Here is a 15,177-nt window from a genome sequence, read left to right on the forward strand (position 1 = left end):
GCCATCTATAGTGTCCGGCATGTTCAGGACAAGGAGGCATTATGCACAGCGATAATTTCAACATTTCCACCTATTTCAAACGAATAAACTACACCGGACCGGCGTCTGCCGATACGGCCACCCTGCATGCGCTGATGCGTCATCAGCTCTTTTCCGTTCCCTTTGAGAATCTGGACGTGCAGGCGGGTAAAATTGTCTCGCTGGCGCCAGACGACATTGCCGATAAGGTGTTAACGCAGGGGCGCGGCGGCTACTGCTATGAGGTAAACGGGCTTTTTGCCATGGCGCTGGAGGCGTTAGGGATACCTTACCGTTTCGTGGCGGCGCGCCCGATGTTCTACCCCGCGCGGCGGCCGAAAACCCATATGGCGCTCGTCGCTGAGGTAGATAGCCGACAGTGGCTCTGCGACCTCGGGTTTGGCAGCTACGGCATTCGTGCGCCGATGGCGCTGGACGCGCTTGATGTGGAAATCACGCAGGATTTCGACACGTTTCGGCTAAGCCGCAGCGCGGAGGGTGAGTATCTGCTTGAGGCGAAGGTTGAAGGAGAATGGGCCCGGCAATACGGCTTTGATCTCACGCCTCAGGAATGGATTGATTTCGTCCCGGCCAACTACCTTAACTCCACGCACCTGGATGCGATCTTTGTGCAGAAGCGGGTGGTGGTGGTGCATAGCCCGGAGGGACGCCAGATTTTACTGGGCGATATGCTGAAAACCATCACGGCGAACGGCACTGAAACGCGGCAGCTGGCGGAGGAGGAAATCCGCCATGTCCTGAAAAACCGTTTTGCGCTGACCGCCGCGTAATCAGCCGGGAAACGGTGGGGCCTCAGCGCAGTCCGTCTTCTGTGGCGTTGCGCTGAGTGCCCCACTGTAACAGCAGGCTAAACGACGCAGGTAACACGGTCAGCGTCACCAGCGTCGCAGCCAGCAGTCCGCCGATGATGGCATAGGCCATTGGGCCCCAGAAGACCTGGTGAGAAATGGGGATCATGCCCAGAATGGCGGCACAGGCGGTCAGACAGATGGGTCTGGCCCGGTGTTCCGCAGCCGCCATAATCGCGGCATCGTTTGCCATCCCCTGAGCAAGATTGCTGTCAACCTCGCTAATTAATATCACCGCGTTTCGCACGATCATCCCCGCCAGGGCGATGACGCCCAGCAGCGCGACAAACCCCATCGGCGTTCCGCCGGGCAGCATAGCCAGCACGATCCCCGGTAAACCAAACGGGGCCATCAGGAGTGCCAGCAGCATCCGGGAATATCGCCGCAGCTGAAGCATCAGCAGCAACAGCATGATGACCAGCGTCACCGGAAGAACGGTAAAGACGGAGCTGTTCCCCTTATCCGATTCGGCAACCGCGCCGCCTTCTTCAATGCTGTAACCTGCGGGCAGGCTCGCGCGCAGTTTATCGACCGCCGGACGCAGCGCCGCTGATACCGATTCAGCCTTCAGCCCCGGGGCAAGATCCGTTTGCACCGTGATAAAGGGCACGCGCTGGCGACGCCAGATGACCGGATCGTCCACGCCCCAGACCGGCGTCGCGACGGCGCTGAGCGGAATTTTTTTACCGTCATTCCCCTGAATCGTGAGCGAGGAGAGGGTAGCGGTGCTGTGACGTTCACTGTCCGAGGCCCGGAGCACCACGTCGACAAGGCGGTCGTTATCCCTGATGGACGTGACAACGCTGCCGGACCAGACGGTGTTCAGCGTGCGGGCGAGGCTTTCTGACGATAATCCCGCCGCCCTGGCCGCCGTCTGATTCACCTCAAGGGTTATGACCCTCTCCGGCTCTCCGGCCGTCTGGTTAACGTCGCGTGAGAACGGGGACTGCCCAATCGCGTCCGTGAGACGGTTCGCAAACGCCCGGACCTGCACATAATCAGGCCCGCTTACCCGGTATTTGATTGGCCAGCCGACGGGCGGCCCCAGCTCAAGGGGCGACACGCGCGTGATGATGTCGCTAAACTGCGTCGCCAGGATCTTGTTGAGCTGCGCATGCAGACGATCCCGCGCCTCAAGGTCTTTAGCCACTACAACCATCTGGGCGATATTTTCATTTTCCAGCAGCACGTCCATCGGCAGGTAAAAACGGATGGCGCCCGACCCGACGTAGGTCGAGTAGCGATCGATGTTGCCGTTGCCGACCAGCGCCTTTTCCAGCTTTTCCACCTCTCTTAACGTTTCCGCCTGCGACGCGTTGGCCGGAAGCGTCAGGCTGACCAGCAGCTCAGGCCGGTCCGAAGCGGGGAAAAACTCGCCCTGCATAAACGTCGTGCCGTACGCGGACAGCCCCAGCGCGGAAAGGGCGAACAGCACGGTAGCGAGCCGGTGACGCAGTGCCAGGCGTAAAAGCCTTCCGTACCCGCGCGCGATCCTTCCGGGTCCCGCCGCGCGATGTCTGACTTTTTCCGGCAGCAGCCACGTCCCCGTCAGCGGCGAAAACAGGATCGCGACAATCCAGGAACAGAGCAGGGCAATGAGCACCACCGCAAACAGGGAAAAACAGTATTCACCGGCGCTGGAGGCCGCAAAACCAACGGGAATAAAGCCGGCAATCATCACCAGAGTACCGGTGAGCATCGGGAAGGCCGTCGTTTTGAATGCATGGGTGGCCGCATGCCGACGGGAATCCCCCGCTTCCAGCCGGGAGACCATCGTTTCGACGGCGATCATGGCGTCATCCACCAGCAGGCCCAGGGCAATGATCAGCGCCCCGAGCGAGATACGCTGAAGGCCGATGCCAGCGAGCATCATGCCGGCAAACGTCATGGCGAGCACCAGCGGGATGGCCGTCGCCACCACCAGCCCGGCCCGTAAGCCCAGTGAGACAAATGAAACCGCCAGCACGATAATAACGGCTTCGATAAGCACCCGGATAAACCCGCTCACCGCGTCACTGACCACCGCTGACTGATCGGCGACTTTTACCATCTCGATACCGTGCGGCAGCCCGGCGCTGAGGGTCGCCATTCTGGCGTTCAGCGCAGCACCGAAACGCAGCATGTTGCCCGTTGGCGCCATCGACACCGCCAGCCCGATAGCCGGTTTGCCGTTCACCCGGTAGGCCGGGGCCGGTGGCTCGGCGATTTCCCGGGTGACGGTGGCAATGTCGGTCAGCGGAATATAGCGATTGTTCACGTGCAGCGTGACGGCACGTAAACTCTCTTCGGTCGTGAGCGCCCCGCTGACCTTTATCGCCATATTCTCCTGCCCGGTACGCAGAGTGCCTGCCGGAACAACCGCGTTCTGCGCCCGAAGGGCGTCGGCGACTGCCTGAATATCGAGCCCCATCCCGGCCAGGCGTGCCGGAGAAAAGGCGAGAACCCACTGCTCCTGCTGTTCGCCCAGCAGGGTGGTTTTGCCCATATCCGGCAGGGACATTAGCTCGCGACGTAGGGTCTCTACGCGATCCCGCACCTCCCGCAGGGTGAAACCTTCGGGAATAAAGGCATAAATTGTGCCGAACGTGTCGTCAAACTCGTCGTCCACGGCAGGACCCTGCACCCCTTCAGGCAGGGACGGCGCGATGTCCTGCATTTTTTTGCGAACCTGATACCAGATGTCCGGCACGCTTTGCGGGGGCGTATCGTCACGGAGGTTGACGTGGATAACGGTGCGTCCGGCCCGGGTTTCACTTTCGAGATAGTCCAGCCAGGGCGTTTCCTGGAGCTTTTTTTCAAGCGTATCGGTCAACAGACGGGTGGTATCCGCCACGGATGCTCCCGACCACTGCGCGGAGACGACGGCCGTTTTAATGGTGAAAGCCGGATCTTCGTTACGCGGCAGCTTCTCATAGCAGAACACGCCCATCGCAATGACCAGCAGCATGAAAAAGCTGACCATCTGCTGGTTCTTCAGCGCCCAGGCAGAGAGGTTAAATTTGTCTTCCGATCCTGAGTTCATGGCTGAACCTCTCCGGGCATCACCGGCTCGCCGGATCGTAATGTGCTCACGCCCGCCGTAATCACCCGATCGCCGGGCTCAAGGCCGGAGGCAATCATGACGGAGGAGGCCGTATAGCTCGCGGGCACCACCGCGCGCAGCTGCGCCCGCGACTGCGGGGTAATCACAAAAACCGCCGGTTTGTCGCCGGCGCGGGTCAGCGCCGACGCGGGAAGGGTGTACCCGTGCGGGGCTGACGATGGCAACGTGACGGTAACGCTGGCACCCAGCGCCATGGCCGTCGGCGGGTTTTGCAGGGTGGCTCTGACGCGCCAGGTACGGGTCTGAGGATCGGCCTGCGGGGTGATATCCCGCAGCACGGCAGCTGCCTGCAGCGACGGGTCGCTGAGGAGGGAAACCTGCAAAACCGCCTTAACCAGAGGCGGGATCGCATCGGGGGTGGCTATATCAAACGCCACGTCGCGATCTTCCCCGGTCGCCAGCGTCAGCACGGACTGACCGTCGCTGACAACCTGTCCCGCTGAGGCGTTCACGGCCGTGATGACGCCCGCTTGTGGCGCGATCAGGCGCGTCCAGCCGAGGCTTTCGCGGGCATTTCGCCGCGCGGCCTCGCTGCTTTTTAAGCGTGCGCTGGCGACAAGCCAGTCCGCACGGGCGCTGTCGAGCTGCGTGCGGGCTATCGCACCCGTTGGCATGAGCTTTTGCATGCGACTGACGTTAAGCGCGGCGACCTGCGCTGAGGCTTTGGCGCCTTCATAGTCGGCCTCAGCGCCGTCGAGCTGGTTTTGCCCGGTCGTGTTGTCAAGCGTGGCCAGCAGCTGTCCGGCGGTGACACTGTCACCAATATCGACGCTGCGCGTCAGTATCCGGCCCCCGGTGCGAAAGCTCAGGGTCGTTTCATCGTGGGCACGGATCTCACCGGTTCTTTCCAGCGCGGGAAGGGTTTGGGCGGTGCCAACGACGACGTAGCGTACCGCCCGCACGGGGCCGGGCTTATTTTCGTGTTTATCACCGCAGCCGGTCAGCGGAAAAATCGCCAGCGCAAGCAGGGCCAGGGGAAGAAAATTCAGCCAGGAAAGGGTGCGCGCCACGCCGTACAAATGATGCAGGCAGTGGCGGAGGGAGAGAAAGAATTCGTCTGACATAACGCCGCTCCATAAAGGGAATGGCGTTATTAAATGCGGGCTACGTCGAGAAAGATTCGATGTTCTGTCAAGGCTTTATCAAGAGTGGAGATTTTCATTATCGGACGGATGCCAGGGCAACAAAATGCGCACGGCGAGGCCGCCGGTTTCCGGTAACGACGCGCTAATCTCACCCCCATGCGCCTGACAAATCGCCCGGGCGATGGACAAACCGAGGCCGCTGCCGCCGGAATGCCGCGCGCGGGACTGCTCCTCGCGGCTAAAGCGTTTAAACATTTCCGGTAGGAACTGAGGCGATACCCCCGGCCCGTCATCGGTAAATTCGAGGGTGTAATGCCCGCTGGCGTAGTGCAGCGTCACCTCAAGATGGCCGCCATCGCGTCCGTAGCGTAGCGCATTTTCCATGAGGATGGTCACGGCCTGTCCCAGACGGAACGCATCGCCTCTGAAGGGGCAGGTACGCGGGTTACGAAGCGTGATCCGGAAATGATGCGCATCAGCCTGGGGCATAATCCAGGCAGCCCGCTCCTGAATCAGCTCATCCAGACAGAACGGCTGGTCCTCCAGCACAAGGTTACCCGCGTCGGCCAACGAGAGAAGGTGGAGCTCATCGGTAAGGCGGTTGAGGTGCTGGAGCTGTTTCATCACCATGCCCAGCTGCGCCGGGCTGGCATCAAACACGCCGTCTAACATGCCCTGCAGACGCCCAATGGCGGCCGTCAGGGGCGAGCGCAGCTCGTGCGCCATCGCGACGTGTGAGGCGCGGAGCTCTTTTTCATAGCGGGCGAGTTGCCCCGTCATGGAGTTAAAGTCGGTCGCAAAGCTGACCATTTCCGCCGGCGCATCCTTGATAAGTTCCGCCTGACGGCCGAACTGCCCGTCGGCGACATCCTTGGCCGCATCGCGAAGACGGCTGAACTGCAGCGCCAGCGGCCGGGCGTGTTTTAGCCCCATCACCACGATAAACGGGATCATTACCAGCACCAGCAGGGCCACCGTGACCCAGTCGGCTGAGGCGATAGACGGCGTGGAATAGCTCAGGCCCCACCAGGTGTCCACAATCGTGTGGAAGCGGGCCGGATTGGCCTGCGGGTTCTGGCTGAGCGTAAGAAACTCCTGCCGGACCGCCGACGGCATCTTGCCCATTATCCAGTAGTTCTGCACCGCATAGCGTAGCCACATACAGGTGGCAATGACGATCACGCTGCCGATGGCCAGCGCTAAGATGCGAGCGCAAATCCAGCGCCACAGAGAGGAGTGCCGGTTTTTTATCATGGCTGTCTGAACCTGTAACCCACGCCGCGAACGTTGATCAGCACGCCGGAAATACCCGCCGCTTCGAGTTTTTTACGCAGGTTATAAATATGGGTGTCCACCACGCGCTCCAGCGCCTCGCTTTCCGGCAAGCAGTGTTCCAGTAAATACTGACGGGAAAACGGGTGCGCAGGAGAACGCAGCAGCGTTGCCAGAAGCGAGAATTCCGTTGGCGTAAGATCGAGCATCACGGGCGCGTCGCCGCCGTTATCCACGCTCGCCACAATGGCGGCGACATCCACCTCCAGCGTTTGCCAGCGAAGGATCGCTTCGTCAGCCTCTTTTTTACTGCTGCGCCGCAGCACCGCCTGCACCCGAGCCACAACTTCTCCCGGATGATAAGGCTTCACAACGTAATCATCGGCACCGTACCGCAGGGCGCCAATGCGGTCGGGGGTATCCCCCATGGCCGTGACCATAATCACCGGCACGTCGCTTTTACGACGCAGTCCCGCCAGCACCTCGGTGCCGTTAAGCCCCGGCAGCATCACGTCCAGCAGGATGAGGTCGGGCTTCCACCGCTGCGCCATATCCAGCCCGGAAAGACCGTCCCCGGTAATGGTCACGTCGTAATTTTCACGCCGTAAATAGGCTTCGAGCACGCCAGCCGCATCGGCGTCATCTTCAATAATCAGCACTCTTCTGGACAACATCCGTTCACCTTGACCATTTCTTAACACTTTCCCGACGATTCATTGATTCAGCCAAATCATACTGCGCCAACATTGTATGGCCGCCCCTGAATCAGGAGACGCCAGCGTCTGTATGGAGAGCAGTATGATAGCGATAAAAAAAGTCCTGTATATGTCCGTCCCGCTTCTGATGGTCGTGACGTCCGGCGTGCAGGCGGATGATGGCTCCGCTTCCGATTCCTTAACCGTCGGGCTGGGAGGGCAGTATGCCCCGCGTTACTCAGGCTCAGACAAGCAGGTGTGGCAGGTGGTTCCGGTGCTGCAGGGTCGTAAAGGCGCTTTCTTTATTGATGCGCAAAAAGGGGTGGGATATGACCTGCAAAACGACAGCGGTTGGTATTTCGAACACACGCTGGGGTACGACTTCGGAAGGGCTGAGAAAAATTCTGGCTGGCGTGAGGGCGCAAACAATCTGAAAGGGATGGGGGACATTGATGCCACCCTGAATACCGGCCTTGCCGTGGGCTGGCAGGCCGCGCCCTGGCTGAGTGTGGAGGGGAAAGCGACGCTGCCGATAACGGACAGCCAGGGGGCCAGCTATCAGGCCTCCGTGACGCTAATCCCCGTACAAAATAACCAGGACACGATCGCCTTTCAGTCCGCGGCCCTGTTTGGCGACGGCCGTTATCTGAATACCTGGTATGGTGTCAGCGAGCAGCAGAGCAGCCGCACCGGATATCGGCGCTATTCAGCGCCGGGTGGATTTTACGGCGTCGACACCAGTCTGACCTGGAGCCATCAGTTCGATGCCCACTGGGGGACGGTTCTGAGCGCGGACTATACCTGGCTTGGCGATCGTGCGAATGACAGCCCGATCGTGATGCGGCGTAATGAAGGGTCTGCAACCGCCGCTATCACCTGGACATTTTAACCAGGGACAAGGTCAGGCAAAGAGTCCCTTAATAAGCATCCAGAAAAGTGAGAGCAGGCAGAGGAGTTGTACCGTTCGCAATGACCACAGCTGAAAACGCCATTGATACCGCTCCCGGGCATCGGCTTCTGCGATCGGGCCAGCGGCATCAGCAGCGTTTTTCCTTATGCGGCGCAGAAAATCATGGCACAGCCAGACCAGAAGTATGAGGCTAAGTATTCTCGTGAAAAGTAAACCGTAGGCGGTATAAAACATATCCCAATAGCAGCGGAGGGTGTCCATGGCCTTTATCCTTTTCTGAGCCGCCCATACGGCAGGTATGGGCGGTGAACGATTATTTCTTCTTATCCATCATCGCTTTTAAATCGGCAAACGGGTTAAACGTGGCGACGCCCACGTCTTTTTGCGCGTCTTCCCCGGCAACCACGGTGGTGCCGTACTGATCCGCTTCGGTGTATTTCGAATGCTCGTGATCGTGACAAAACAGGCACAACAGCTCCCAGTTGCTGCCATCTTCCGGGTTGTTGGTATGGTCGTGATCGATATGGTGTACCGTCAATTCACGCAGATTGGAATAGACGAACTCCCGCGAGCAGCGTCCGCAGACCCATGGATAGATTTTTAATGCTTTCTCGCGATAGCCGCTTTCCAGCCGCGCGTAGTTTTTGGGGATCAGAGCCATTGCCGGTTTTACCTGCCATGAAAAAAGTGGGGGATATTATATCCCATTATGGCGCGTAATGACGCCCCGCTCAATTCTGTCAATTTATTTGAATCATTCCGTTAAAGAAACGCCATTTATTCTCACCCGGTAATGCGTAAAGTAGGTACAACGCAAAGCATTATCAGGACACAGGGTTATGAAAAAGATCGGTTTTTTATCGTTTGGCCACTGGACGCCTTCACCGCAGTCCGGCACGCGTTCGGCGGCAGACACGCTGCTGCAGTCCATCGATTTAGCCGTGGCGGCTGAAGAGCTGGGGGCAGACGGGGCGTATTTCCGCGTGCACCACTTTGCCCGACAGCTTAGCTCGCCGTTCCCACTGCTGGCGGCAATAGGCGCAAAAACGAAAACCATCGAAATCGGTACCGGCGTGATTGATATGCGCTATGAAAATCCGATGTACATGGCCGAAGATGCGGGCGCTGCGGATCTGATTTCCGGCGGTCGTTTGCAGCTTGGCATCAGCCGCGGCTCGCCGGAGCAGGTCATTGATGGCTGGCGTCATTTCGGCTATGTCCCGCAGGAAGGGGAAAACGAATCGGATATGGCGCGCCGTCATACCGAGGTGCTGCTTGAGGTACTGCGCGGTGAAGGGTTTGCAAAACCTAACCCACAGCCTATGTTCCCGAATCCGCCGGGGCTGCTGCGCCTGGAGCCTTATTCTGAAGGGCTGCGCGAGCGTATCTGGTGGGGCGCCGGTTCAAATGCGACGGCCGTATGGGCCGCAAAGCTGGGAATGAACCTGCAAAGCTCAACCCTGAAGGACGATGAAACCGGTGAGCCGTTCCATATTCAGCAGGCAAAACAGATCCGCGCGTACCGCCAGGCCTGGAAAGAGGCAGGGCATACGCGAGAGCCGCGGGTGTCGGTCAGCCGCAGTATTTTTGCGCTGATAGACGACCGCGACCGGATGTATTTCGGTGCCAGCCGTAACGACAGCGATAGCGTGGGTTACCTTGATGAGAAAACGCGCGCCATCTTCGGACGCAGCTATGCGGCGGAGCCGGACAAGCTGATCGAACAGCTGAAAAAGGACGACGCGATTGCCGAAGCCGATACGTTATTACTGACCGTGCCGAACCAGCTGGGTGTGGATTATAATGCGCACGTGATTGAGTCTATTCTCAAACATGTCGCACCGGCAATGGGCTGGCGCGAGTAGTTGTTCCGCTATCAGCCGTGAGATCGTAATGGAAAACCTGGCCCTCTGGTATCGCCGTTTTGGCGAGCCAGAAACCGTTCTGCAACCTGAAACCGCGCCGCTGGGGGCGCTTGCGCCGGGTCATCTCCGCGCGCGAATGCTGTTTTCCCCGGTGAACGCGTCCGATCTCATTCCCATCACCGGCGCCTACCGCCACCGAACCCCGTTACCGGCGGTAGCGGGATATGAAGGTGTCGGCGTTGTCACCGACGCGCCCGCGTCGTTTGCGCATCTGCTGGGTAAACGCGTCCTGCCGCTGCGCGGTCAAGGCACCTGGCAGCGCTATGTTGATTGCCCGGCAGAGTATGCCATCCCCGTTCCGGACGCTGTTGACGCACATCTGGCCGCGCGGGCCTATATCAACCCGCTGGCGGCGCAGATGATGCTTACCCGCTATCCGCCTCAGGGAAAGCGGGTGCTGCTCACGGCAGCCGGGTCGGATTGCGCCATCCTGCTGGGGCAGTGGGCGCGTCAGGCGGGTGCTGAAGCGGTGTACGGAATTCACCGTTCCGCCGTTCACGCTGAACGGCTGGAGGCGATGGGGATCATTCCCGTCGCGCAGCATGACGCCCAGCGGATTGGCTCCGTCGCCGCGCGTACCGACGTCGTCTACGATGCCACCGGCGGGCCGCTTGCGGAAGCGATCCTCAGCGTGATGCCCGAGCAGGGCATGTTTGTCTGCTACGGGCTGCTCTCCGGGCAAACGTTCAGACAGCAACGGCCCTTGCCGCGCGTGGCGTGGTTCCATATCCGAAACGGTCTGGATGCGCTCAGCGCCGAGGCGTGGCGCGCGGAGTTTGACCGCATCTGGCTTAATTTGCCCAACAGCGGGTACAGCGACGTTACGTTGTATCCACTGGAGGAATGGCAGAGGGCGATCGGTACGTATCGCGAAGGAGGAAGGACCCGCAAGCCCCTCCTGTCGATGGTGGATTGACCGCTATTGATGGCTCATATCGCTCAGCAGCACGGCGATGCTTTGCCCGCCTGCCGTCTGTTCCAGTCCAATCTTAACGATGATGGTCAGCGGGACGGAGAGCAGCATCCCAACCGGCCCGAGCAGCCAGCCCCAGAAAATCAGGGACAAAAAGACCACCAGCGTGGAGAGTCCCAGACCTCGTCCCATCATGCGCGGCTCAAGAATGTTACCGAACACCAGATTGATGACCAGGTATCCGGCCAGCAGGATCAGCGCGTCATAAAGCCCGCTGAAAACCAGCACCTGAAGGATAGGGGGGATCGCCGCCAGCACGGAGCCGATGTTGGGAATGTAGTTAAGCGCAAACGCCAGCAGCCCCCAGACGAACGCAAAGCGAACGTCCAGCGCCAGAAGCATCACCCAGACGACGCCGCCCGTGACCAGGCTAATGGCGGTTTTCAGCACCAGATAGCGGGAGACGCTGTCCAGCGCGCGCTGAATCGCCCCCATTCCTTCAACCGGACGGACCATAATCTGCTGCAGCTTTGCCGGCAGCTGCGGCACCTCCAGCAGCATAAACACCACCGTTAAAAACAGCAGGAAAATGGAGGTCATGGCATTGGAAAGCTGCGCCAGCAGGCTGGTGACGATCGTCATGGCCGCATTGGGGTCGATATATTTCAGGAGTTCCTCAACCGAGACTTCGATGCCCGCGCGCTGCAGCCAGGGTTCCAGCTGCAGCAGCGGGATTGCCAGCGAAGAGCGGTACTTCGGCAGCGTTCGCGCCAGTTCGTTTAGCGAGGTCCCCAGATACGCCATCAGCAAGACCATCGCCACAATAATGATACTGATAAGCAGCGTGATGGCCAACACGCGCGGAATGCGTAGCCGCGTCATGCGCTGTACCAGCGGATTAAGGATCACCGCAACAAACAGGGCCAGAATAAAAGGCACAATAATGTCGGCGGCAAAACGAACGCCTGTCAGTATGATCACCAGCATGCCCAGCATGATGACAATTTTTAACCCGTTCAGGGTAATGATGGGTTTAGCCATGGTGACTCCGGAATAATCTTTTTATTTATAATAAAGGTGAAAGGCGTTGCAATAAACTAACCAAAATCAAACGGGATGGGTAAAGAATTGCAAAGACTTTGAGTAAAATCCTAGCTTATGGTACAAATTTGGTGTGTTTAACTACCGAGGACAATTTTCATCCGCAAAGACGAGAAGCAACAACGCGGATAATTGTAATTTTATGGACAATATGTTCAGGACGTACTCTTCAAACAATACCGCTGTATACTCCACCTCCTTCTGCCTGCTTTCTGGTGAGCAACACTGGCGCACCGCACTATAGTCATTTCTTCTGCCTGAGCTGGCGCTAAGCGCTTAGCTGTCTGATTTCAATTCGTATTTTTTGGTTTGCTGCATGCAGCGGGCCACGATGGATGATATTCTCAAGCAGGAGAAAAACATGTTTTACTGGATCCTATTAGCGCTGGCAATTATCGCTGAAATTACCGGCACGCTGTCTATGAAGTGGGCAAGCGTCAGCGATGGCAACACCGGATTTATTTTGATGCTGGTGATGATTTCGCTTTCTTATATTTTCCTCTCGTTTGCGGTGAAAAAAATTGCGCTGGGCGTCGCGTATGCACTCTGGGAAGGGATCGGTATTTTGTTGATTACGCTGTTCAGCGTGCTGATATTTGACGAAACATTAACAACAATGAAGGTCGCCGGATTAACGACGCTGGTCGCGGGTATTGTGCTGATTAAATCCGGTACCCGAAAGCCTGGCAAACAGCAGAAGGAGCAGAACCATGCAACAGTTTGAGTGGGTTCATGCGGCCTGGCTGGGGCTCGCCATCGTGCTGGAAATCCTGGCAAACGTTCTGCTGAAATTCTCGGACGGTTTTCGCCGTAAACTCTACGGCCTGATGTCGATTGCCGCGGTTCTGGGGGCGTTCAGCGCCCTGTCCCAGGCGGTAAAAGGGATCGATCTTTCGGTGGCCTATGCGCTGTGGGGTGGTTTTGGTATCGCCGCCACGCTGGCCGCAGGCTGGGTACTCTTCGGCCAGCGCTTAAATAACAAGGGCTGGATGGGGCTAATACTGCTGCTTGCCGGCATGATCATGATAAAACTCGCCTGACAGACCTCAATCCATGATTTACAGGCAGCGAAATTCGCTGCCTGTATTACGCTTAGAAAAGCAAAACATGAAGAGGATGGCTGATGTATCGCACATTAAGCTGGCGCAATATTCCCAATGCGAGAACGTTGTTTGCCATGGTCTTCATGGCGGGGATCGGCTTAATCATCTCCATCGTCGCGCTGCTCTATCTTTCCCTGCACCTTATCAGCACTAAAACCAACGAAATTGATGAACACCGCACGGCGCTTTCCGTGCAGGGTGCCATTCAGACCTCGGTTAACCGCGTCTCCTCTCTGGTACTTGATAACGCCGTCTGGGACGATGCGGTGCGGGAGGCCTACCGTCCCACGCTTGATACCGACTGGCTGTACAACACCTGGGGTACCGGCTTTAAAATCAATAACCTCTATGACGGGACCTTCGTGCTGGATGAGCATTTCAACGTCCTCTGGGGATCGTTCCAAAGCCGGTCCTTTAACGAAAAAAACCTCGACTTCTTTGGCAACGGCCTCAAAGCACTTATCGACCAGCACGGGCGAGCGCTCGCGGGTGAAAAAAATATCTATGCGGGGATCAGCCAGACGCGCACCGGCGTGGCCTTTGTCGGCATTGGGCTGATTCGCCCGATGGTCGGCAGGTTACAGATCCACGACGGAACGCGTCGCTATCTGGTGATTACCCGCCATCTGAACGCCAGAATCTTATCTGACCTGGGCAGCACCTTTCAGATCGATAACCTCCACTTTACCCCAGACAAAATTAACGAGCGCAGCATGCCGCTGCACAGTGCAGCAGGGGAGTTAGTCGGATTTCTGAACTGGCAGGCGCGGCTTCCGGGCGCGCAGGCCGCCCGGGCGGCATCTTCTGATATCAGGCAGATTGTGGTGCTGGCGTCGGCACTGATCCTGCTTTTCATTCTGGTGAGCAGCGTGGGGCTGTACAAGCTCGCGCGCGGCGAAAGCCAGGCGCGTCTGGTTGCAAGAACGGACTGGCTAAGCCACTTGCCTAACCGGCGCGCGCTCATCGAGGCGCTGGATCGGGTGCGTTTACGCGGCGATACCGACGTCAAAAGCGTGGTGTTTATCGATCTCGATGGCTTTAAGGATGTGAATGACATCTACGGCCACAGCGTGGGTGACGATCTCATCGTGGCGATAGCAAAAACGCTGAATGAACGCGTGCCGCCCGGCGGGATGCTGGCGCGCATGGGCGGGGATGAGTTCGCCATGACCATCGGCGGTGATGATGCAGAGGAGCAGGCTACCGCCTTTGCCGTTTCCGTGCTGGATTTTCTCACCACCCCGGTTCAACTGGGGGAACGCACAATCCATATCGGTGCCAGCATCGGTATCGCCAGCGGAACCCTGACCGAATGCAACAGCTCGGAACTGTTTCGCCGCGCCGATATTGCCATGTATCACGCCAAAATGAGCGGGAAAGGGCGTATCACCCACTACGACGCGGAGCTGAACAGCGTCCGGGAACGCAAGCTGGCGATTGAAAATCAGATTCGTGACGGTCTGGAGCGCGATGAGTTTGAGGTCTGGTATCAGCCGATCGTTGACGCCCGCAGCCAGACAATGAGCAGCGTCGAAGCGCTGGTCCGCTGGCCGCGTCGCCCGGAGGGGCCGCTTGGTCCGGATACCTTTATCGCCATTGCGGAGACCAGCGGTCTGATTTACAAACTGGGTCAGTTTGTGCTGCAGCGGGCCTGTGAGGATCTGCAGCCGTACGGTGAATTAAAGCTTTCCGTTAATATCTCGCCCGCGCAGTTTCGCGATCCTGCCTTTGAAGAAAAAGTGGCCAGCGTGCTGGAGAGCACCCGTTTCCCGGCCCACCGTCTGCAGCTTGAGGTCACGGAGAGCTATGTGCTGGAAAATCCGGAGCGTGCCCGCATGGCGATAGCCAATCTCAAAGCGCTGGGCACCGCGGTGGCGCTGGATGATTTTGGCACCGGCTATTCCAGCATTGGCTATTTGCGGCGTTTTAACTTCGACACCATCAAGATCGACAAATCCCTGGCCGGGCTGGTGGACCACGATGAACAGGCGGCAGCGCTGGTGAGCGGCACGGTGCGGATCGCCAATGCGTTAGGCATGGCGGTGGTGGCAGAAGGGGTGGAAACCGAGAAGCAAATGAAACTGCTGCGGCTGGCTGGCTGCGATCAACTGCAGGGTTTTTGGTTCAGCCAGCCGATGCCGATTGAGTCAATCAGAGCGTTACGTAAGGTCAGACGCTGCTAA

The 15,177-nt window shown here is 58.4% G+C and carries 14 protein-coding genes; 7 read left to right on the forward strand and 7 right to left on the reverse strand.

Features of this window, described 5'->3' with window-relative positions:
- The first annotated feature begins 41 nt into the window (after window positions 1-41).
- A complete protein-coding gene (locus tag AB8846_RS19820; RefSeq protein ID WP_370733477.1) occupies window positions 42-809 on the forward strand; it encodes an arylamine N-acetyltransferase in 768 nt (255 codons plus the stop codon).
- A 22-nt stretch (window positions 810-831) separates the two neighbouring features.
- Here AB8846_RS19820 and AB8846_RS19825 read toward each other — a convergent pair whose 3' ends face one another.
- The 4 genes from AB8846_RS19825 to AB8846_RS19840 form a co-directional block, all read right to left on the reverse strand.
- Complete coding sequence (locus AB8846_RS19825) at window positions 832-3,909, reverse strand: efflux RND transporter permease subunit (RefSeq protein WP_370733478.1); 3,078 nt, start codon at window positions 3,907-3,909, stop codon at window positions 832-834.
- On the reverse strand, window positions 3,906-5,054 hold the full coding sequence (locus tag AB8846_RS19830; protein WP_331412444.1) for an efflux RND transporter periplasmic adaptor subunit: 1,149 nt from the start codon (window positions 5,052-5,054) through the stop codon (window positions 3,906-3,908). The genes AB8846_RS19825 and AB8846_RS19830 overlap by 4 nt, the downstream gene beginning before the upstream one ends.
- 78 nt (window positions 5,055-5,132) lie before the next feature.
- Window positions 5,133-6,329, reverse strand: coding sequence for a sensor histidine kinase (locus AB8846_RS19835; RefSeq protein WP_370733479.1), 1,197 nt, complete (start codon window positions 6,327-6,329; stop codon window positions 5,133-5,135).
- On the reverse strand, window positions 6,326-7,021 hold the full coding sequence (locus tag AB8846_RS19840) for a response regulator (RefSeq protein WP_193939780.1): 696 nt from the start codon (window positions 7,019-7,021) through the stop codon (window positions 6,326-6,328). The genes AB8846_RS19835 and AB8846_RS19840 overlap by 4 nt, the downstream gene beginning before the upstream one ends.
- A 124-nt stretch (window positions 7,022-7,145) precedes the next feature.
- Here AB8846_RS19840 and AB8846_RS19845 point away from each other — a divergent pair, with 124 nt between their 5' ends.
- Complete coding sequence (locus tag AB8846_RS19845) at window positions 7,146-7,931, forward strand: MipA/OmpV family protein (RefSeq protein WP_331412442.1); 786 nt, start codon at window positions 7,146-7,148, stop codon at window positions 7,929-7,931.
- A 12-nt stretch (window positions 7,932-7,943) separates the two neighbouring features.
- Here the strand turns inward: AB8846_RS19845 and AB8846_RS19850 are convergent, their stop codons facing one another.
- A complete protein-coding gene (locus AB8846_RS19850; RefSeq protein WP_063143023.1) occupies window positions 7,944-8,213 on the reverse strand; it encodes a hypothetical protein in 270 nt (89 codons plus the stop codon).
- Between the two features lie 52 nt (window positions 8,214-8,265).
- Entirely contained in the window at window positions 8,266-8,613 is a 348-nt protein-coding gene (yajD, locus tag AB8846_RS19855) for an HNH nuclease YajD (RefSeq protein ID WP_003857471.1), read from the reverse strand.
- Window positions 8,614-8,791: 178 nt separating this feature from the next.
- Here yajD and AB8846_RS19860 point away from each other — a divergent pair, with 178 nt between their 5' ends.
- Complete coding sequence (locus AB8846_RS19860; RefSeq protein ID WP_331412440.1) at window positions 8,792-9,817, forward strand: LLM class flavin-dependent oxidoreductase; 1,026 nt, start codon at window positions 8,792-8,794, stop codon at window positions 9,815-9,817.
- A 28-nt stretch (window positions 9,818-9,845) separates the two neighbouring features.
- Complete coding sequence (locus AB8846_RS19865; RefSeq protein ID WP_370733480.1) at window positions 9,846-10,793, forward strand: zinc-dependent alcohol dehydrogenase family protein; 948 nt, start codon at window positions 9,846-9,848, stop codon at window positions 10,791-10,793.
- Between the two features lie 3 nt (window positions 10,794-10,796).
- Here AB8846_RS19865 and AB8846_RS19870 read toward each other — a convergent pair whose 3' ends face one another.
- A complete protein-coding gene (locus AB8846_RS19870; protein WP_213328439.1) occupies window positions 10,797-11,831 on the reverse strand; it encodes an AI-2E family transporter in 1,035 nt (344 codons plus the stop codon).
- A gap of 421 nt (window positions 11,832-12,252) precedes the next feature.
- Here AB8846_RS19870 and mdtJ point away from each other — a divergent pair, with 421 nt between their 5' ends.
- From mdtJ to AB8846_RS19885, 3 genes are all read left to right on the forward strand, one after another.
- Window positions 12,253-12,615 (forward strand): multidrug/spermidine efflux SMR transporter subunit MdtJ, encoded by a 363-nt coding sequence (gene mdtJ, locus AB8846_RS19875; RefSeq protein ID WP_029739354.1) that lies wholly within the window; start codon window positions 12,253-12,255, stop codon window positions 12,613-12,615.
- A complete protein-coding gene (gene mdtI / locus AB8846_RS19880) occupies window positions 12,602-12,931 on the forward strand; it encodes a multidrug/spermidine efflux SMR transporter subunit MdtI (protein WP_024909144.1) in 330 nt (109 codons plus the stop codon). Before mdtJ ends, mdtI begins: the two co-directional genes overlap by 14 nt.
- Window positions 12,932-13,014: 83 nt before the next feature.
- A complete protein-coding gene (locus AB8846_RS19885; RefSeq protein WP_370733481.1) occupies window positions 13,015-15,177 on the forward strand; it encodes an EAL domain-containing protein in 2,163 nt (720 codons plus the stop codon).

The organism is Enterobacter sp. KB-221C9, assembly GCF_041320715.1.
GTDB classification, from domain to species: Bacteria; Pseudomonadota; Gammaproteobacteria; order Enterobacterales; family Enterobacteriaceae; genus Enterobacter; species Enterobacter asburiae_D.